Here is a 19968-nt window from a genome sequence, read left to right as displayed (position 1 = left end):
CCATTTTCCTCAGCAGAGCCGTCCTCGTTTCCTGGATCCTGTTCATCTCCACCGTTTTCTTGCTGTCCACCTTCAGATCCTGAACCTTCCTCAGGTGTTTGGCCATTATTCGGATTTTCCCCTTCCTCACCATTTTCATTGTCGCCTGGTTGAGAAGCTAATGGGATTTCACTTGTATCAAATTTAAAGCGGATGTCATATTGATTATCGTAATTAATGAGTGGAACAATAATATGCACTTTGGCATTTAGGATTTGATCAAGATCATCCACTTTAAACTGAACAACTCTTTTATCATTCTCATCACTAACTGTGGTCACATCAACAAAATCATTACCTGATTGTACCTTGAAATACTGCCACCACGAACTGTTCTTTAATGTCGCCTGGACTGTATACTCGCCATTTTCAACAATCAGTTTAGCTGGCTTTTCAAAATATTCATCTGCTACAGATGGACTATCTGCATTATCTTTCCATACTTGAAAAGGCAGGTTATATTCCCCGTCGGCATATACCTCATCTTCTTTAGCTTCTGCAAAAACAGTTGGCACCGAAGGAAAAATCGATAGGAATGTTAATGCAAAAATTAACAAAACCGAAAGAATTCTTTTCATTGTTTGCACCCCTTTCATGCGTTACTGATCGTTATCTGACACGTACTTTACGATAAACGATAAAACCTGAAGCAAGCAGAACTACAGAAAGCAATAAAATAGGGGCTTCGTCACCTGTCGGTGGGTTCTTTTCAATCTTTTTGTTTCCAGTTGTTGAGTTATCAGTGCTTTGTTCACTAGTCTTGTTTTGGGTTTGTTCAACAGAATTGCTTTGCTTTTGTTCATCCTTAGGGACTGTTTCGCTGTTTCCTGAATTGGATATGCCAGAAGTATCAAACTTAAAACGAATATCATATTTATTGTCATAATCAATATTTGGTACGATGACATGGATTTTCGCATTAGTTATCGCATTTAAATCTTGGACTTCGAATTGAACGGCTCTTGTGTCATTTCCTTCACTAATTACTGTGACATCTTGTGATCCCACTTTAAACTCTTTCCACCAAGAGCTATTTTTCAGAGTCAATTGAACAAAGTTTTTACCGTCTTTTACAATTAACTTTCCAGGGGAAGATAAGTAGTCATTTGTCATTGACCTTTCGTCACTATCACCTTTCAAAATGGTAAATGGTAAAGTGTACTCTCCATCAGCATAAGTTGCTGCCGCTGCATTATTGATGTTAAATGTAAGGGCGAATAAAGCTAATAATAGAGGGATGACTAGTTTTTTAAATTTTTTCATTTTACATTCTCCTTATCTTTCTTATTTTTAATTCGCCAAATGATTAGGATCATAAGAGCCAATAAAACAACCACTGTAACAGTTACAGTAATTAAAGAAGTATTGTATTTTGTTTCACTGCCGGATTTCGCTTCACTATTAGTCTTCGTTTTATCCTTGGCTTCTGTGGCTTCAGCCTTTTTTTCTGGATCGACAAAATCGCTTTCTTTTATTTCTAACTTTTCGATCTCTTTTTCCTCTAACTCTTCCAAGCTCTCTAAATCAAAACTAAATCGTACAGTATAGCGATGATCATATACAGGATCCATCGACTCAATGAGAACATGCATCTTAAACTCAATCGGTTCTTGCAAATCTCGATCTACTTTAAACTGTACGACTCTCGTGTTTTCCTCTTTATCCTCGCCGATTACATGAACATCAACAAATGAATCACCTAGAGGAAATTGTAATTCTTTCGTCCATTCACTATGATTCAGTTCGAAACGTATGTAATGCTCCTCGCCTCTTACAATTAAAATGGCTGGTTTTTCAAAATAGTCATTGGCGATGGAAGCTGAATCCGTTTCTGCATGCAGAATGACATAATCAAGTGAATAGACCCCGTCCTTCAATGAATCCAAACCACTCGCTGCAAGACTGCTTTCTGGTCGCAAAAAAACGGTTCCTAATAAGACAACCATGATGAAAGTAACAGCAATTTGTCTAAGTAGATTTCTCACTTATGTGTCCCTCACTCCCCCAAAAATGATATGTGATATTGAAAATCATTCTCAATTAATGGTGAAAAAAAAGTCCTTCCTCTCCATACCTTCATTGAAAATGAGTGACCCAAGATGCGGTTTCACTATGTCAGGGGGACCTGCTCTTGTTTTGTCTGATCCCTCCAAGCTTTATTTTGTACTCATAAAATTAGCAGTCCCACATACAATGAAATTGAAAATCATTATCAGTTGAAACTAAAAAAATAACCTCCCTTTGCTTTCTGCGATCTCATCATAAACACTGGAATTGCTACTCTCTTCTGTATAAACACCTCCAAGATATTATAATTCAATTGATAATCATTCTCACTTTGTGCTTCGAATCTATCATACTCAATAAAAAAATATTGTCAAACAGATTTTTTAATTTTTGTAAAAAAAATGACTGAATGGTTACAAATTTTTCATATGCTGATTCGTATGTATTTTTTAGAATTTTATTTTTTTTTTTTTGCAACTCCCTTATTGACAATGAGAATCATTTTCATTAAGATGGATTACAATTGATATTCATTCTCACTTAGGTTTTTATGGAGGATTGAAGCATGAGAAGAAGACTGCTTTTAAGCACTATCATTCTGCCTTTTGTGCTGATGGGCTGCGCTCAAAGCCAAAGCAAGGCAGATAATGGGAAGACCGGCCCCGCCGCTGTTTCCGTTACGGATTTTGCAGATCGTACCGTCGATCTTGACCAAGTCCCAGAAAGAATTGTCGCCTTATCCAACGGTGAAGTGGATATTGTTTATGCACTCGGAGGTGAGGTTGTCGGCAGACCGAATTCAAACGGCCCGCTCGCTGTAAAAGAAGCGGAAAGTGCCGAAGAAGTCGGCTCCACCCACTCTATCGACATTGAAAAGATCACCGCCCTTCAGCCTGATGTGGTACTGGGAGGGCATCCCATGAACATGAAGGATGTTCCCGCAATTGAAGGAACCGGGGCAAAGGTCATCTTAAGCGGAGCAAATTCCGTGGACGATATCAAAAAGCAAGTAAGTTTATTGGGTGAGTTGCTTGGAAAAGAGGAGAAATCAAAGGAAATCATTACTGATATCGATAATAAAATGGCGGAAATCCGATCGGAACTGCCTGAAGAACAACCGAGAGTATTGTTAGTTTACGGCGCACCTGGCACAAACATGGCTGCATTGCCCAACTCATTAAGTGGAAACCTGCTGGAATTGGCAGGGGGGAAAAATATTGCCAGTGATTATCCCGGATTGGACAGCTACCCTCAATACGCCCAGTTAAATACAGAGAGAATCATAGAGTCTAACCCGGAAATCATTTTACTTATGAGTCACGGCAACCCTCAAGAAGTGAAAGACAGCTTTATGAATGAAATGAAGAAAAATGCAGGTTGGAAAGACCTGGACGCAGTGAAAAATGACCGCTTTGTCATATTGCCATCCGAACTTTTCGGTACAAACCCGGGAACACGGGTAATAGAATCACTTGAGTTTCTTCAAAAGACTTTTAAAGAGATGAAATAATGAACATGTCCTTACATAAAAGACAACGAAGAAAAAAATATGCAATTATTGCTACGCCTGTCCTGCTTTTTCTCGCATGTTTGTATGGATTAACTGATGGTTCTGTTCAAATCAGCCTGCCGGAAATGTGGCGTGTGATGACAGGGGACGGAGAGAACATTCATGAAAGAATTTTTATGGATGTCAGACTTCCCAGAGTATTGATTGCTATATTCGTAGGCGGATGTTTGGCAGCATCGGGCGCTTTGCTGCAGGGCATCATGAAGAACCCGCTTGCTGACCCGGGAATTATCGGAGTATCCGCAGGCGGAGGGTTAGCAGCAGTCATCACAATGATTGTCATGCCGCAATTGACTTATTTATTGCCATTGACAGCATTTCTTGGAGCGCTGATCACCTCTATGGCGATCTATTTTCTGGCATGGGATCAGGGCACATCGCCTGTCAAAATCATTTTGGCCGGTGTTGCGGTCAATGCTTTACTTGGTGCAATAACAAGTGGCGTCATGCTTGTGTATAGCGACCGCGTTCAAGCCGTTTTACCATGGCTTGCTGGTGATTTGAGCGGGAAAGGCTGGTATCATTTTGAGTTTATGTCCCCATATGCATCAGCAGGGTTATTATTATGTTTATTGGCTATAAAGCCGGCCAACTTGCTCCTTTTAGGTGATGATACAGCTCAACTCCTAGGCCAAAGAGTGGAAATCCAGCGATTTTTACTGATAATATTAGCTTCCTTTTTGGCAGGCATCGGAGTCAGTGTTGCCGGGTTGGTAGGTTTTGTCGGACTCGTCATTCCACATATCGTCCGGTTGATCCTCGGTGATGACTACCGCTTTTTATTGCCATTATCCATTTTCTGGGGAGCATCGCTTGTCGTTTTTGCCGATACTGCCGCGCGGTCCTGGTTTGATCCAACTGAACTTCCGGTTGGGATATTGCTGGCTTCGCTGGGAGCGCCGTTCTTTCTATTTTTATTAAGGAAACGGAGATTCGCATAATGACAGCTATTCAAACAAAAGAAATTGAATTGGGCATCGGGCATTTCCATCTAAAAGATATATCTTGCTCCATTCCAACCGGAAAGATCACTTCCATTGTGGGACCAAATGGTTCAGGAAAATCTACGATATTAAAGCTGATTACACGTTTAACGAAACAAACATCCGGAGAGATTTTTATTCATGACAAGCAAGCCAATAAGTATTCTTTGAAAAAGTTTTCCCAGACGGTTTCCATGCTTCCTCAATCCAAAGATGGCCTTCCGAATTTAACCGTCAAAGAGTTGGCAGCCTATGGACGATCACCCTATAAAAAGCTCTTTGAACATCGGTTAACCAAAAATGATGAAGAAATCATTAACAGGGCAATGGAAATGACAGGGATGAAGAAATACGAGGATCGCCTGATCCATACCTTGTCAGGGGGAGAACGACAAAGGGCACGAATATCAATGGCGTTGGCACAGTCAACAGATATTCTAATTTTGGATGAACCGACCACCTTTTTAGATATATCCCATCAATTTGAACTGCTGGAAATGCTGAAACACATTAATGAAAAATTTCAAATGACTATTGTGATGGTGCTTCATGATCTTCAGCAAGCGGCAGCCTATAGCCATCATTTAATTGCGATAAAAAATGGGCGGGTTCAGGCCATGGGAAGTCCGGAATCCATACTGGACTCCCAATTCCTGAAAGAAATCTATGGCTTAGATGCCAAAGTACAGTTTGATGGGGAATTTCCAATTATCATACCAATAATGAAAAATTCAAGGAGGAATTAAAATGGTTATTGTAACAAATACCAATCACATTAAAAAGGGTGAAGGGCAGCGCTTGATCGACAGGTTTAACAAAGTGGGCAAAATAGAGTATATGGAGGGATTTTTAGGCCTGGAAGTCCTTTTAACTGAAAATACAAAGGGATATGATGAAGTAACCATCAGCACCCGCTGGGAATCAAAGGATGCTTTTAAAGCATGGACAAAAAGCGACGCTTTCCGTGAAGCTCATTCCCGTGATGGCGGCGGGAGACCTGATTATATCCTGGATAACAAAATCTCTTATTACGAAGTAAAAATCGTTAGGAACCCGATTGTTCCTGCATAAAAATAGGGGTCAGACCCTCTTTAGTATACTAAAGAGGGTCTGACCCCTTATTATGATCTTATTACACCAGCTTCTGTCCACAATTCGAGCAAAAATTCCCGCCGCTCGTCTTCTCTCCGCAATTCGGACAGAAATTCGGGAGTTTACCGTTTTCGGTTACCGGTTGACTCCCGTGATTCGGTGCCTGTTCTTGAGTCGCCTCATTCATATTTTTCATCATTTGCCCAGCCATGCCCATTCCCATCATCATACCGGCCATATCTGCGGCAGTTCCGCCGCCCTTCACCTTTCCGGAAGCAATGCCGTCTGTCATGGACACCTGTTGATAACGCTGCAAATCGCCAATCATTCCATGCGAAGCCGATTTTGTGATCATATCCTGGATTTCCTTCGGATAGTTGAAGCTTATGATGTTAAATCCTGTAATTGTCATTCCGCTATCGATGATTTGCATATCAAGATCTGTCTTGATCCCCTCTGCAATTTCAAAAGAGTTGGCCTGGAGGTTAAACATGTCTTTTCCTTCTTTGGAAATCCACTTCATAAGCAATTGATCCAAAATAGACGTAATTCTGATTTTCACATCTTCCACTAGATAACTGTTTTTTACTCCGGCAATTTTATCGATTAGAGCAATATAATCGTTCACTTTAAAATTGAATGTACCGTTTGCCCTGACAGGAATACCGCCTGGAAGCTGCGGCGAAGGAATGTTGATTGCGTTTTTCGTACCCCACTTTACCGTGAATTCCTTCGTGTTGACAAACAGCACTTCTACCCGCATACCACTGTTGAAGCCGAACTTGAATCCTTTTAATGTCGACAGGAACGGGATAATCTGGGACTCAATGTTGTAGTCTCCCTCTTCTTGAAAAATCCCTTCGATTTTTCCGTTGTTGATGAAAATGGCGTCCTGGCCCGGCTGGATGATGAGCCGGCTTCCTTTTTTGATTTCTCGGTTGTTCCATTTCCAAAAGATCATATCATCTCTAAATTCTTCCCATTCAACTACATTGGCGAGTTGTCCTCTAAAAAACCCCACTCAGATCATTCCTTTCAATACTAGAATTTCCCTCTGCTGCCGCTGTGGGAATGTCCCCCTCTCGTGACGCCGCCCCCACCTCCGCTGAAGCCGCTGCCGCTGCTTTTATTGGAAGGCTTTCTTCTTTTTGTGGTGGATGTGCGGATATACTGGTCACTTCTTTGATTCACTCTTGTATTCTCGTTATCTTGATACGTCCGCGCGTTGACAGTCACTCTTCCACCTGTATTGAAGGCCATGATCCAAACTGCAGCCCCGGCTACCGCGATGGAAGCAAAGATTTGAAACCATAAATTGAATAATATGTTATCCGGATCCACTCCCGGCCTGATTCCCATATACTTAGACGAAGTCTTGATGAATGACTGAAAAGCTTTATAATAATTTCCATCCGATAAATCAGGGGTAATTTTTTCTCGGACGAGGGTTGCCCTGTGATCATCCAGATAGGTTTTCGCCTTATAAAAACCTGCCACATACACATTTCTATTTTTCATATCAAGCGTCAAAATAGCCGTGTTTCCGTGCGGTTTATCATAACCGGGTGCCTGTTCATCGTAAAAATCCTGCATGAACACCATAACGTCTTTATTTTCTTCATTATTGGTCGTCAGTATAATAAAATCGGTATCCCTTTTGGCTCCATGCTTTTCAGCCAGCTTTTCAAGTTCTTTGACCTCACTATCACTTAAAAGTCCTGCATCATCATAGATTCTTTGCTTTGCAGGAGAATCAGCAGCTGCAAAGACAAAAGGCAATAACAGAAAGAGTGCCGCCAATATAAGTATTTTATGGAAGAAGCTGTTCCTCACCACAAGCCACCTCCCATAGTTAAGGCGATCGTCTTCAATATAATAAATGAAGAACCAGCAATACCACCGAACCAAGCAGCCACCTTCTTAAAGCTGATTGGCGGTTTTCCAACCACTTTTCCGGTTTGGCCGTTCATGGCAAAAGTATGCTCTGTCTTATCATAATCATAGTAGACCATCCAGACAGGCAGGAGAACATAATAGCTGCGGACCTTCTTTGTGTTGATATGTTTACGGTTATAACTGACAGAAGAATATCCTGAAATCGTAGAGCTGATATAAGTATCTATGAAATTCTGGATCTTGGATTCAACACGGGGATAAAGTTCTTTATCATCATAGTTATATTTTTCCGCAACATATCCAGCCAAATAGGGAGTTTTGAAGTCTTTTAACTGATCATAAGGAAAAGGCTCCAATTTATCCATGATTCGATCGTCCATTTTTTCGGACGCATCAACGGGGACCTTAAGATAAGACAAGTCTATATCCCGGTAGACATTGTAATATTTCGTTTCAGTGTATTCATAATCTCCTCGTGTATACTTCCTTACCTTCGTAGCGACCGCTTCAACCTTCGCCTTTGTGTTTAAATCATAAAGCCAAAATGGGACATACATCCCAGTGACGCCCTTGATCCGGTCGGCTGTCATAAATCCCTTTGGAGTAAGAAGGCCGTTTTTACACCACTTTTTAAAAGCCTGAATCGCTTCTTCCTTGCTGATGGTAAAAGGAATTACCTTTGCCGGTGCCAAGACCCCGGACAATCGATCCTGCAAAACCACCCCAGCACCGCAGAAGCTGCAAGTAGTGGCTGCGGTTTCGGCCTCGGTGATCAATGCCGCCCCACAGTTCTCACAGTGATATTCCTTTGCTTCATCTTCTGATAAAACAGCCGCCTTCAAGTCCTCGGAGAACTCTTCTATCTGATCCTGTCTTCCGCAGCTATGACAGGTCAACATGCCTGACTCACTGTCAAAAGCCATATCATCGCCGCAATTCGGGCATTTATAATGGATGACCAACCAAGATCCCCCCTTTTTATAAAAAACAGTTTGAGAGCTGTAGCTCAGGCTACAGCTCAAGTCGATTTTTGTTTATTTTCTCTTGAAGCCTTCGCGTCGCAAATTACTCTTTATTCTGGATTTGCGCCTTCAAAGCAGCCAATTCGTCTTCCACATCCGGTGTACTATCATATTTCGACGTCAAATCTTTTATGTCATCTTTTGGAGCCGCATTCAATTCTGCCATTGCATTGGCCTCATCCAGGGCCCTCTCCACTTTTTCTTCCATTCTATTGAAAGCCGACATGGACCGATTTGCACCAGATACCGAGGAACCGATCTTATTCAATCTTTCCTGCGTTTTTGCCACAGCCATCTTGCTCTTGATCATCGTTCTGCGCGCTTCTAGCTCGCCAATATCAGAAACAAGCTTGTCATGCATCTCCCTCATCCGTACCGCATTGGAAGCTGCCAAACTGTATGCCTGCTGCAATTCCGCTTCTTTTTCAGCCAAGGAGGCCTTCTTCTCCAAAAACTTCCGAGCATCGTCGTCATTGCCTGCTTCCAAAGCTTTAACCGCGTAATTCTGCATCTTTTCAATCTCAGCCGAACACTCATTCAATGCCCTTTTTGAGCGTTGCTCCTCCGCCATGACGGAAGCTGTTTCAGCTTTAACCTTGCCCAAATCGCTGTTTAGGTTTCTCATATACTGGTCAATCATTTTCTCCGGATTCTCCGCCTTATCCAATAAAGCGTTGATATTGCTTGACATGATATCTTTAAATCTAGCTAAAATTCCCATTACAGCCACTCCTTAAATTATTTTCTAAACATATATACTGGGGGAGGATAGGAAAAGTTTCATTTTTTCTTAAAAAAGCAGGATTATACAACTGGGTTTGCCCAACACCCTGTCACCAGGATCAAATTTCCACTTGGCCAGGCCATTTGCTGTAAAGGTTTAATTCGCCCGCCTGCTCGATTGGATTCTATGAAGTTATTTTAAATCCCCAACATTTTTCATAATACGAAAAAGCCACAGGGGCGGTGTCCTCTAATTAAGGAAACACCGCTCCCTGTCACCTCCGATAAACAATCTCTCCACCGATGATCGTCATCTCAATTTCAGTATCCAATAGTTTATCCGGATGCTCTATCTCAAACAAATTCCGCGAGTAAACCGTCATATCCGCCAATTTACCCGGGGCAATTGTTCCTTTTCTATCTTCTTCGTTCGTCGCGTAGGCTCCGCCTATTGTAAATACTTCCAAAGCCTCCCGCATGGACAGTTTTTCATTTTTATTCCAGCCATCATGGTTTTCCTCCGGATGCCTCTGAGTAATAGCCGCATGTATCCCAAGCAGCGGGTCAACGGGTTCCACGGGCGCATCCGATCCCCCTGCACACAGCACACCGGCAGATAATAGAGATTTCCATGCATATAAATATTTAATTCTTTCTTTACCCAGTCTATCCTGTACCCAAGGATAATCCCCGACAACGAATCTTGGCTGAATATCGGCGATAAGAGTAGGTTTGGCAAGGCGCCTGATCAAGTCTTCTCTCAGCAGCGATACGTGAATGATACGGTCGCGATGCTTCACACTTGGAAATTGATCAAGTACCCGCAGTACATTTTCGACCGCCTGATCGCCGATTGTATGAATGGCAACCGGCATCGAATGGTCTCTCGCCTCTTTGACCATTTGAAAAAGCGTTTCCTGATTATGCATCGCTTCCCCATACTTACCCGGCGCATCCAGATAGGGCTCCGAAAGGAGAGCTGTCCTTCCCCCGAGCGCACCATCAGCAAATATTTTTATCGCCCCGATCTGGAGAGTGTCATTCCCATATCCAGCATGCATCCCTCTTTCCTTCAAACGATTAAGGAATGGATGATCGATTAAAAGATTGCAACGCAGGCCTTTTCTCTCCTGATTAAGCAATTCATCATACATTTTGTATGTTTGGTCAAGTCCGCCCAAATAGCGGGGATCATTCGTATGAATACTTGTCAACCCTCGCTGCATAGCGTGTTCCATCGCCAATGCCAATCCATTCTTCAATTCATCGTACGTTTTTTCCGGTATATGGCTAGTGATCAGAGTGGAAGCCGACTCGAGCAGAAGACCTGTGGGCCTCTTCGTATCAGGATCAAGAACAACGCTTCCCCCTGTCGTCACTTCCATTGAAGGATGATAATTGGCCATTTCGAGCGCTTTGCTGTTCACAAGAAATGCATGGTGACAAATTCTTTTGATAAAAATCGGACAATGTGGTGCAACCTCGTCCAGTTCTTGGAGCGTAGGCATTCCCCCGTCATCAAAAAGATTCTCATCAAAACCAAGACCTGTCAGCCATTTTTCAGGCGGAGTCACATTTGCCCTTTCTCTGATTTTTTCAAGCATCTCTTTTTTGGATGTAACCCCAGTCAAATTCAAATCCATAAATTGAAATGCAACTCCTGAAAGGTGCATGTGACTGTCGATCAAGCCGGGAGTCACCATTTTCCGCTCTAAATCAACGATTACGGTGCCCTCTCTTCCCCATTGCAGCATCATGTCCTCATCCGAGCCTAAATCCACAATTTTTCCATTTTCAACTACAACTGATTCAACCACCGGCTTACTTTTATCGAATGTATAAACGTTCCCATTTGTAAAAATAATTTTTGTCATGTATATTCCCCCCAAACGGTAACTAGGCAGATCAAATTATTTTCTTCTTAAGAATGATGAACTAAGAATCTCATATTGGTCCCGATTGTTTGGCAGACATATCCGGGTCTATCCCCATCACGCAGCGGGAATTTTATATTGGGACTAATAGACTTAGGTTTTACTGTCTAAAACCGCCTTCAATTCATCCTCAACCGTATCTTCCGCCATTTTTACTTTTGACCTGTAGGCAGCCCGGATAATTAAATGCCCGGATACCGGAGCAGTGATGAAAACAAACACAATCCCCAGAATGAGCCGTACACTGATAAAATTTTCCGTCAACCATATATAGATGAACGCCCCTACCAATGACAACAGCACCCCCAAAGTGGTGCTTTTTGTCGCTGCGTGAGCCCGTGTATAAACATCCGGAAACCGGATAATGCCCAATGCACTGATCACAGAAATAATCCCGCCGATTAAAATTAGTAAAGCTCCTATGAATTCATCGATTTCGCTTCCGTTCAATAATAACACCCCTCTCGATAAATTTTGAGAGTGCAATGGTACTGATAAATGCAAGAATCCCCAAAATAAGAATCACTTCAAGAAAGGCTTTTGTCTTAAGTAAAACCGAAATGACAGCAATTCCCGATATGAGGTTCACCACAATCATATCCATGGCCACCACCCGGTCAGGAATGGATGGACCGCTGATGATACGATAAAGAGCGATAGCTATCGCCAAAGCAAAAAGAACAAGAGCTGTAGTCAGCATCATTTCAATCATTATCGAGTTACCTCCATAATTGCTTTTTCGAATTTGCCTAAAGATCGTAATAACGTATCTTTATACCGTTCTATATCAAGCGCATGAATGTAGAATACATTACCTTCCGGGGAAACCTCCATTACAACCGAACCCGGGGTCAAGGTCAAAAGCATAGCAAGTGTGGTTACTTCCCAATCAGTTTTTAATTCGGTTTTATAAGAAAATATCCCTGGTTTCACATCCACTTTTCGACTGACAATATGCTTCATCACCAAAAACGCGGATAGAAACAGTTCCCAGTTAAAAATACATATCAATTTTATAACATAATAAAAACGCTGCAGATAGAACTGCTGTCCAAAAAAACGGTGCATAAGAAACACAATCACAATTCCAGCCAAGAAACCGATAAAGAATGTAGAAAATCTTAACTCGTCCTCATCATTAAGGACCATCCAAAGGAATGCGATAAATAAATTGAGTATAAATTGAGCAGGCATTTGCAGCCACCTCCCCTTTTTAAGCTTACTGCTCATTCTGTTTTAAAACCCCTTCGATATAAATATCGGGATTCAAAAGAACTGTCGCCGCGTCACGGACATATCCAGATAACAGTTCCGCCCCTAAACCGATTCCGACCGATATAGCAGCAAGCATGACGCCTGGAATCAGCATGCCTTTTCGAAGTGGAACTTCCTCATCCTCACTGATTGTCGATTCACCCCAAAAGCACTGTTTGAAAATGCGGAGCAGTGAATACAGCACGAAGAGACTCGATATCAAGGAGATGGCCAGCAGAAAATAAGAGCCGGATTCGATCGTCCCCTGACTGATGAGGACTTTCCCTAAAAATCCACTTAATGGAGGAATCCCTGCGAGTGACAGCATAACAATAAAAAATAACCAGCCCAATATCGGATAATTGCGAATAAGTCCACTCATCCTGCCCATTTTTGCAGTACCGGTAAGAATCATCATTGTGCCTGTCAGCAGGAACAATAAAGCCTTTGAAACCATGTCATGAATAAGGTAAAAAATCGACCCCTCAATGGCAGCTGGAGTAGAAACAGCAAGCCCCACAAGAATGAATCCGGCCCCAATGATGACATTGTAGGAAACAATCAAACGAATATCCTTATAGGCTATTGCTCCAAGACTCCCGCCGATCAATGTCAACCCTGCCATGATTCCAATCAGCGTATGAGTGATTTGCGGTTCATGATAAAAAATCAAGGAAAAAATCCGAAACAAGGAATAAATGCCCACTTTTGTCAATAATGCCCCAAACAAAGCAGCAACTGCCGCCGGAGGAGCGCTGTAAGAGCCCGGAAGCCAGAAATAAAGAAGCAGGCCTGCCTTCAAAGCGAATACGATTAAAAATAAAATACTGATCACTGTCAGGATAGGTGTTTGCCCAGATTCGGCGACCCGCTGGGATAAATGCGCCATATTCAAAGTTCCGACTGTACCGTACAGATAAGCCACTGCTACAAGGAAAAACCAGGAGGAAATCACATTGATCGCTACATAAATCACCGATTCTTTCAATTGAACCTTTGTTCCCCCAAGCGAAATCAGTATATATGAGGCCAATAACATCACTTCAAAACAAACAAACAGATTAAATATGTCCCCTGTTAAAAACGATCCATTTACTCCTGCAACCATAAACAATACAAATGGGTAAAAAAACATTTCTTCTCGGGTACGGTCAATGGAAAAGAAAGCGTAAAGCAGGCAAATTGCAGTTACAATACTGGTCGTCAATACAAGCAGTCCCGAGAAAGAATCTGCCACGAACAAGATGCCAAAAGGCGGTTGCCATCCACCAAAATCAAGACGAAGAATTCCCTTGACCTGAATAAGATTCAACATGTATAAGCTGATGCCTGCAACGAAGGCCATGACCCCTATGCTTATCCAACGCTGCAATAGTATGTACTTTCGGAGAAAAACAAGAAAAACCCCGGCTAAAAGCGGAAGAACCATCGGAAAGACAATGATATTATTCATTCTTCGTCCCCCTTAACAAAGCCTGTCGGGAAACGCCTGTTTCCTGATACATCCTGTAAGCCATGACAAGAAAAATAGCAGTAACTGCAAAGCTGATGACGATGGCTGTTAAAATAAGAGCCTGAGGAATAGCATCAGTATATGTATTTGGCTTTTCTCCCAGCAGTGGCACCGTACCTTTTTTCAACCCTCCCATGACCATCAAAAGAAGATGAACAGCATGGGATAAAATAGCTGATCCTAATATGACACGTAAAAGATCCTTGGAAAGAATTAAATAAGTTGCTACTGTAACAAGGACGCCGGACAGAATGGTGATTAATATTTCCATAAACTTAATCCTCACTTATACTTAGAATGATTGAAACAACTACACCCACAACCGTCAAGGCAACACCCGCTTCAAAAATGGTGATCGTTGCCAATTCGGTTTCGCCGAAATAAGGGAGGTCAAAAGCAGAAAAAGTCTGGGTCAAAAAGGGGTTGCCAAAAACAATGGCTCCCAAGCCGGTTGTCACTGCAATAAACACTCCTAATGCAGCCACTCGCTTGAAGTCAAAGGGAATCCCCTTCTGAACCGTTTCAATATCAAAAGCAAGGAGAAGAAGGACAAAGGCGGAGGCAAGGACGAGACCGCCGATAAAACCTCCTCCGGGGCTGTTATGTCCAGAGAAAAACAAATACACCGCGACAGTCAATATAATGAACACGACGATTTTCGTTACCGTCTCTAATATGACATCATTGATCTTCAACGTTTTCTCTCCCTTTCCCCAATTTTAACTTCGTCAATGTAAATACGCCGATTCCCGCGATGAAAAGGACAACGACTTCAAGCATCGTATCAAAAGCACGAAAGTCCCCCAAGATTGCATTGACAATATTCTTTCCGCCGGTCAGTTCATCGGCTTTTTCAAAAAACCCGGAAATAGTATTGAATAATTTACCGCTTTGAACAGAAAGGGCCGTCATGACAAAAATCACACCTACTGAAATCGAGATGAGCAGATTAATCGATTTCATCCTTGGAGTAGTTTTATCCACCCCTCTTTTCCACTTGGGTAAAAAATAGAAACAAAGCAAAAACAATACGGTGGTAACTGACTCAACGACAATTTGCGTAAGGGCTAAATCTGGTGCCCGGAATATGACAAACAACGCGGCGATTCCATAGCCAAGGACTCCATTCAGCAGTATGGCCGTCACTCTTGTTGTTACAAACGGGATAGAGACGCCTGCAGCCAGCATAACCAGAACAAGAACCCATTCATATATGCGGACAGGTGCATAATGTATCTGGTCAGTAGAAAATGCTCCCGTCATAAATAAAGCTCCCCCAATGGCTATTATGAAAAAGAGATAAATATATAAGAAATAATCCCGGAGAGTTCCTGTCATATAGAATCTGGTAAAGGCAGTGGAACTGCTCTCCAGCCTCAGCAGGGTATTGTTATAAAGGGTATCAAGTGACCATGAGGTTGGAAAAAGTTTAAAGATTCCTTTCCACCCGCTCATGTATCTATAAAAGAGAGACCCGAAGGCAATCACACCGATGGTCATGAAAACCTCCATATTAAAACCGTGCCAGACCGATATGTGTTGACCTAATTCAACTTTTTCAGCTAACGACGGAAAAATGCTGGCCATCGCCGGACGTAATAAATAGTCCCCAATAATATTCGGAAAGAAGAAAATAGACAAAACCAAAGCAGCCAAAATGCTCGGTGAAATCAGCATCCCGACAGGCGCTTCATGCACCTTGCGGTCTCCGACTTCAAGCCGGCTTGGGCCAAAGAATGTTTTAAAAACGATAATCATGCTATAAACAAAGGTAAAAATGCTTGCTATCCACGCAAATACTGGGATCAAGACGCCCCATGTGTCAAGTGCAAAAAAATCAAGCTGGGATATATTTAAAACGGCAGTAAAAAACATTTCTTTACTCAAGAACCCATTGAACGGCGGTAACCCGGCCATTGAAAAACTGCCGATCATCGCAATCGTAAACGAAACGGGCATGAAAGACATCAACCCGCCCAGCCTGCGGATATCCCGTGTTCCGATTTCGTGGTCAATAATCCCTACCACCATGAACAGCGCACCCTTAAATGTGGAATGATTGATCAGGTGAAATAGCCCGGCAAATGTCGCTTGTGTAAATACAACAGCCTCAATGCTTGACCCCATATGCATGGATATGGAGCCGATTCCGAGAAGGCTCATTATCAGCCCCAACTGACTGATGGTAGAATACGCCAGCAGCGCTTTAAGATCAGTCTGGCGGACGGCCGTAAAAGAGCCCCAGAAAAGCGTTACAATCCCGACTCCAGTTACAAGCCAAAACCAAAGTTCGCCTCCTCCAAAAATTGGAGTAAACCGTGCAACCAAATAAATTCCTGCTTTAACCATCGTGGCGGAATGCAAGTAAGCACTGACCGGTGTCGGAGCCTCCATCGCATCCGGCAGCCAAATATGGAACGGAAATTGGGCTGATTTTGTGAAGGCTCCTATCAGGAGCAAAACAAGAGCGGGGATAAACAACGGATGATGGATATCAACATCTGTTATGATTTCCCTTATACTCATTGTGCCTGTCATCAAATACAGCATGATAAAACTTGTAAGCATAGCCAGTCCACCAGTCACAGTGATTAACATAGCCTTTTGTGCACCATACCTCGATCTCTTTCTGTGAAACCAAAAAGCGATCAACAGGAATGATGAAATGCTTGTAAGTTCCCAAAATACATATAAAACCATTAAATTATCTAAAAATACAACACCCAGCATGCTGCCCATAAACAGCAGCAAATAGATATAAAAATTCTTCAAAGATTCTTCAGAGGATAAATAGTAAATAGAGTAGAGGATAACAAGACTTCCGATACCGGTGATCAAAAGCCCAAAAATCAAGCTGAGTCCATCAAAGTATGTAGTAAAGTTAATACCAAAGGAAGGGATCCACTTCATCGTGTTCATATAGGTTTCCCCGTTTGCTATGGATGGGACATAACGGGCAAGAATCACGAACAAAGCCGCCGGTACCAGGAATACAGGCCAGCCTATATGTATAGGGGATTTTCTTTTAAATAAAATAGGGATAAGAACAGCGGCCAGAAAAGGGATCATGATGACCAAATTCATAGTTATCAAAACAAGACCTCACTTTCATTATTTACATTTTCTGCAGCAAACTTATTTTATAAACCATTGTCTTCTTGTACACACAAGACAGAACGGACATGCATACAGTACCTTTAATTGGGATTACAATGAAAAACAGCTTTCACCTCTTGACTCTTCAACCTACAAGCGAGATAATGAGAAGCCATAAGGATCTCATAATGGATAGAATGAGAGGTGTTCAATTTTGTCCGGTGCTTTGGAATCTTTTCAAATTGAGGACCTGCTGCTAAATCATGTGATATAATTTTGAAAAAACTTTTATGGGGAACTGCGAAAACTTCAACTTAGAATAAGTAGGGAGTATTTTACCTATTAAATTATACACTAAACAACAGGCACCTGCACTTTACAGAGCTTAGGGACCTAGAAAACAGTGGACCTACTCCAATATAAGTGTAAAAAAGCAAGTTGCGGTAACTGAAGTATTTATTTTAATGAACGGGCCAAAATGAAATACTGCTGGCCAGATTGTGATATTGAGGTGAATATCGTCGTGAAAAATAAAAAGGGTCGTATGGATGAGAGTATTCTCGTTTGTGTTTATTACGGTCCAAATGGAGAACGATTGATCAGGCGGGGCGCCAAAATAGCAAATATGCTGGATTGTCCTTTGTATATTTTGACTGTTGATCCGCTTCCATATGACGAATTCGACGCAGAGAAATCCGGGTATGTCGACCGGTGGGAAGAACTGGCCGATGAATTGGGTGCGGAAGAGTTCATTCTCATGGATAATGAAAAGCGACCAACGGCAAAAGCCATTGCTGAAGTTGCACATAAATATAATATTACTCAAATTGTTATCGGGCAGACTGCCCAAAACAGATGGGAAGAGATTACGAAAGGATCTTTTGTGAATGTCCTATTGAGAGTGATGTCCTTCATTGATATTCATATCGTATCCTTTGACCGCACGGTGCAAACAGAAGAAGATTCCGCCTTTGAAGGAGGAGTCCGATGTTTCCTGTTAAAGGAAGGCGATGACTATGTTCTGAGCTTTTCCTGCATGAGAGACATCTGTTATGAAGGCATCTTTTATAAAGAGATCGGCACTGATTTCAACAATGGGATCTTTAAGTATGTGCATAACGGGAAATCCTATCAGGTTCAGGTCCATGATAATAAAATCACAGAACCGTTGAAGATACCGGGAATCGTAAAGTTTTATGGTGAAAAAAAGCCAAAAAGATAGAGCATGAAAAAGAGAGAAAGGTCTACAATAAAGTAGGCCTTTCTTATTTTTCAATCTGTGGCTTTATTGTTTCTTTATTCGTAACCTCAAGCACATCCAACAGGAACACAAACACAGGAATTCCAATGATCAATCCCCATACGCCAAAGAAATTTTGCGAGAAGATCAGGACAATGAACGTATAAAATACCGGGAGATCGGTTTTTGCCGACATTAATTTCGGATTCAAGATATATGCCTCCACTGCATGAATAATAGTGATGGCAATCACAACGTACACGACTTTGATGAAACCACCGATCGTATAGGCAATCATGCAAAGCGGTATCAGGGAGATAATGACACCGGCAACTGGTATCAGTCCAAGGAAGAAAATTAAGATCGCCAATACGAACAATTGCGGAAAGCCCATGATAGTGAGTGCAATAATAGTCAAAAGCGTGTTAACTAGAGCAATGACAAACTGTGCTTCAATGACTTTCCCGAAGGTACGAGTGAACTTTTTCCCGAAAAATTCAATTTCAAAATAGAACGGCGCCAATTTGCTTTCTTTGAATTTTGCGGTAAACTCCTTTAAGCGAGGTTTTTCCAGCAGGAAAAACAGGCTCAATATTAAAGCTATAACCACTTGAATGCTCGTTTTACTAATATCAGTAAAAGATTTTACCAAGAACGATAATCCATTTTCCAAATAAGCAGCAATCTGGTTTTTGGATATGATTGTCTCGATAAAGCTTAAGATGGCATTTTCATGCGGCTGAGAGTAGAAGGTGGTGATCTGTACAATCAACTGGCTGACTTCCGCGGTAATAATAGGAAAATATTTTACAAGCCCATACGTGAGTATTCCTACGATTGCGATATACATAATCAAGACAAGCACCCGCCTATGGACAGGAATCCGTTTAGCGGTGAATTCTATGAGACGATTCATTAAATATGAAAAAATAAAAGTCAGCAAAATCAAATTGATCATACTTCTCAGACTGTATAAAATTAATACAATCAGCCCAAAGATGATGATGCGTTTTACTCCCTTTTTCTGAAAAAATGCTGCCACATCCGTCAAGTTCATTTCCCCTTGTGTAAATCTTCTTATTATCAATTATCACCCACGCGAGCAAAAGATTACAAGAAAAAAGATAAGAAACTTTTAAAGAAACTTAAAAAATTACCGAATCATGTCGTTTTTCGTTGAATTTTCAAAGTCCCAGATATCAATCATGCGTTTTGATTTCAAGGGGTGATATTATTGGGTTCAAACACCCAATTAGCCAGAAATAAAATTGACCTCATTAGACATTAAGGAGATATTAATCCTGGTATTATACAGGGAAAGGTTGGCGGAGTGATCGACCCACCCGGTTTCGGAACGGATAATGGGCATATATACAGGCCCCTTTTATCAGCTGGAAAATGTATCATTATTCCCAACTTGTAACGATGACACCGTTCATATTATCACCTGATATTTCGTACGTACTGCCAACTCGTGCCTGAATGGAGGGTTGACCGGTTAAATCATAGAATGAAATATCATACTCCTCCCCATCGATACGCACCAACAGGTTCTTTTTCTCCTTTACGTACTTCAGGTATTGTTCCAAAACCATATTT

At 41.8% G+C, this 19968-nt stretch carries 21 protein-coding genes; 5 read left to right on the top strand and 16 right to left on the bottom strand.

Translation table 11 applies throughout. The features are described 5' to 3' along the window. From C509_RS26485 to C509_RS25125, 3 genes are all read right to left on the bottom strand, one after another. Positions 1-617: NEAT domain-containing protein (locus C509_RS26485; protein WP_018706911.1), on the bottom strand; the 617-nt coding region annotated here is incomplete at its 3' end. Positions 618-648: 31 nt separating this feature from the next. Next, complete coding sequence (gene isdC, locus C509_RS23770; RefSeq protein ID WP_018706910.1) at positions 649-1302, bottom strand: heme uptake protein IsdC; 654 nt, start codon at positions 1300-1302, stop codon at positions 649-651. Beyond that, a complete protein-coding gene (locus C509_RS25125) occupies positions 1299-2024 on the bottom strand; it encodes an NEAT domain-containing protein (protein ID WP_018706909.1) in 726 nt (241 codons plus the stop codon). Before C509_RS25125 ends, isdC begins: the two co-directional genes overlap by 4 nt. A gap of 587 nt (positions 2025-2611) precedes the next feature. Here C509_RS25125 and C509_RS0110570 point away from each other — a divergent pair. From C509_RS0110570 to isdG, 4 genes are read left to right on the top strand one after another with little or no spacing between them, the layout of a single operon-like run. Then, the gene (locus C509_RS0110570) at positions 2612-3556 is read left to right on the top strand and encodes an ABC transporter substrate-binding protein (protein ID WP_018706907.1); all 945 of its coding nucleotides are present in this window, start codon (positions 2612-2614) and stop codon (positions 3554-3556) included. Continuing rightward, positions 3556-4557: a FecCD family ABC transporter permease gene (locus tag C509_RS0110565; RefSeq protein WP_018706906.1), complete on the top strand. Its 1002-nt coding sequence runs from the start codon at positions 3556-3558 to the stop codon at positions 4555-4557. The genes C509_RS0110570 and C509_RS0110565 overlap by 1 nt, the downstream gene beginning before the upstream one ends. Next, positions 4557-5345, top strand: a complete 789-nt coding sequence (locus tag C509_RS0110560; protein WP_018706905.1) for an ABC transporter ATP-binding protein — start codon at positions 4557-4559, stop codon at positions 5343-5345. Before C509_RS0110565 ends, C509_RS0110560 begins: the two co-directional genes overlap by 1 nt. 1 nt (position 5346) lies before the next feature. After that, positions 5347-5670 (top strand): heme oxygenase, encoded by a 324-nt coding sequence (gene isdG / locus C509_RS0110555; RefSeq protein WP_018706904.1) that lies wholly within the window; start codon positions 5347-5349, stop codon positions 5668-5670. Between the two features lie 61 nt (positions 5671-5731). Here the strand turns inward: isdG and C509_RS0110550 are convergent, their stop codons facing one another. The 12 genes from C509_RS0110550 to C509_RS0110495 form a co-directional block, all read right to left on the bottom strand. Beyond that, positions 5732-6712: an SPFH domain-containing protein gene (locus C509_RS0110550; protein ID WP_018706903.1), complete on the bottom strand. Its 981-nt coding sequence runs from the start codon at positions 6710-6712 to the stop codon at positions 5732-5734. A gap of 20 nt (positions 6713-6732) precedes the next feature. Further along, entirely contained in the window at positions 6733-7524 is a 792-nt protein-coding gene (locus C509_RS0110545) for a TPM domain-containing protein (protein ID WP_018706902.1), read from the bottom strand. Continuing rightward, on the bottom strand, positions 7521-8549 hold the full coding sequence (locus C509_RS0110540; RefSeq protein WP_018706901.1) for a TFIIB-type zinc ribbon-containing protein: 1029 nt from the start codon (positions 8547-8549) through the stop codon (positions 7521-7523). The genes C509_RS0110545 and C509_RS0110540 overlap by 4 nt, the downstream gene beginning before the upstream one ends. 103 nt (positions 8550-8652) lie before the next feature. Continuing rightward, positions 8653-9330 (bottom strand): PspA/IM30 family protein, encoded by a 678-nt coding sequence (locus tag C509_RS0110535; protein ID WP_018706900.1) that lies wholly within the window; start codon positions 9328-9330, stop codon positions 8653-8655. A 277-nt stretch (positions 9331-9607) separates the two neighbouring features. Then, a complete protein-coding gene (locus C509_RS0110530; RefSeq protein ID WP_018706899.1) occupies positions 9608-11206 on the bottom strand; it encodes an amidohydrolase in 1599 nt (532 codons plus the stop codon). A gap of 153 nt (positions 11207-11359) precedes the next feature. Beyond that, positions 11360-11716, bottom strand: a complete 357-nt coding sequence (locus C509_RS0110525; protein ID WP_018706898.1) for a Na+/H+ antiporter subunit G — start codon at positions 11714-11716, stop codon at positions 11360-11362. Then, a complete protein-coding gene (locus C509_RS0110520) occupies positions 11694-11978 on the bottom strand; it encodes a Na(+)/H(+) antiporter subunit F1 (protein ID WP_018706897.1) in 285 nt (94 codons plus the stop codon). The genes C509_RS0110525 and C509_RS0110520 overlap by 23 nt, the downstream gene beginning before the upstream one ends. Then, positions 11978-12460, bottom strand: a complete 483-nt coding sequence (locus tag C509_RS0110515; RefSeq protein ID WP_018706896.1) for a Na+/H+ antiporter subunit E — start codon at positions 12458-12460, stop codon at positions 11978-11980. Before C509_RS0110515 ends, C509_RS0110520 begins: the two co-directional genes overlap by 1 nt. A 25-nt stretch (positions 12461-12485) precedes the next feature. After that, positions 12486-13973 carry a Na+/H+ antiporter subunit D gene (locus C509_RS0110510; protein ID WP_018706895.1) on the bottom strand — a complete coding sequence of 496 codons (1488 nt, stop codon included), beginning with the start codon at positions 13971-13973 and terminating at the stop codon, positions 12486-12488. Then, positions 13966-14304, bottom strand: coding sequence for a Na(+)/H(+) antiporter subunit C (locus C509_RS0110505; RefSeq protein ID WP_018706894.1), 339 nt, complete (start codon positions 14302-14304; stop codon positions 13966-13968). The genes C509_RS0110510 and C509_RS0110505 overlap by 8 nt, the downstream gene beginning before the upstream one ends. A 4-nt stretch (positions 14305-14308) precedes the next feature. Further along, a complete protein-coding gene (locus C509_RS0110500; RefSeq protein ID WP_018706893.1) occupies positions 14309-14728 on the bottom strand; it encodes a Na(+)/H(+) antiporter subunit B in 420 nt (139 codons plus the stop codon). Further along, a complete protein-coding gene (locus C509_RS0110495) occupies positions 14715-17126 on the bottom strand; it encodes a Na+/H+ antiporter subunit A (protein WP_018706892.1) in 2412 nt (803 codons plus the stop codon). Before C509_RS0110495 ends, C509_RS0110500 begins: the two co-directional genes overlap by 14 nt. A 526-nt stretch (positions 17127-17652) precedes the next feature. Between C509_RS0110495 and C509_RS0110490 the strand changes: the two genes are divergently transcribed. Then, positions 17653-18351, top strand: coding sequence for a universal stress protein (locus C509_RS0110490; protein WP_018706891.1), 699 nt, complete (start codon positions 17653-17655; stop codon positions 18349-18351). A 43-nt stretch (positions 18352-18394) separates the two neighbouring features. Here C509_RS0110490 and C509_RS0110485 read toward each other — a convergent pair whose 3' ends face one another. After that, positions 18395-19426: an AI-2E family transporter gene (locus tag C509_RS0110485; RefSeq protein WP_051088689.1), complete on the bottom strand. Its 1032-nt coding sequence runs from the start codon at positions 19424-19426 to the stop codon at positions 18395-18397. Positions 19427-19968: the final 542 nt, after the last annotated feature.

This window comes from Siminovitchia fordii DSM 16014 = CIP 108821, assembly GCF_000374565.1.
Taxonomy (GTDB): domain Bacteria; phylum Bacillota; class Bacilli; order Bacillales; family Bacillaceae_C; genus Siminovitchia; species Siminovitchia fordii.
Note: the sequence above shows the minus strand (reverse complement) of the source record. Positions and strands in the feature narration are given on the sequence as shown.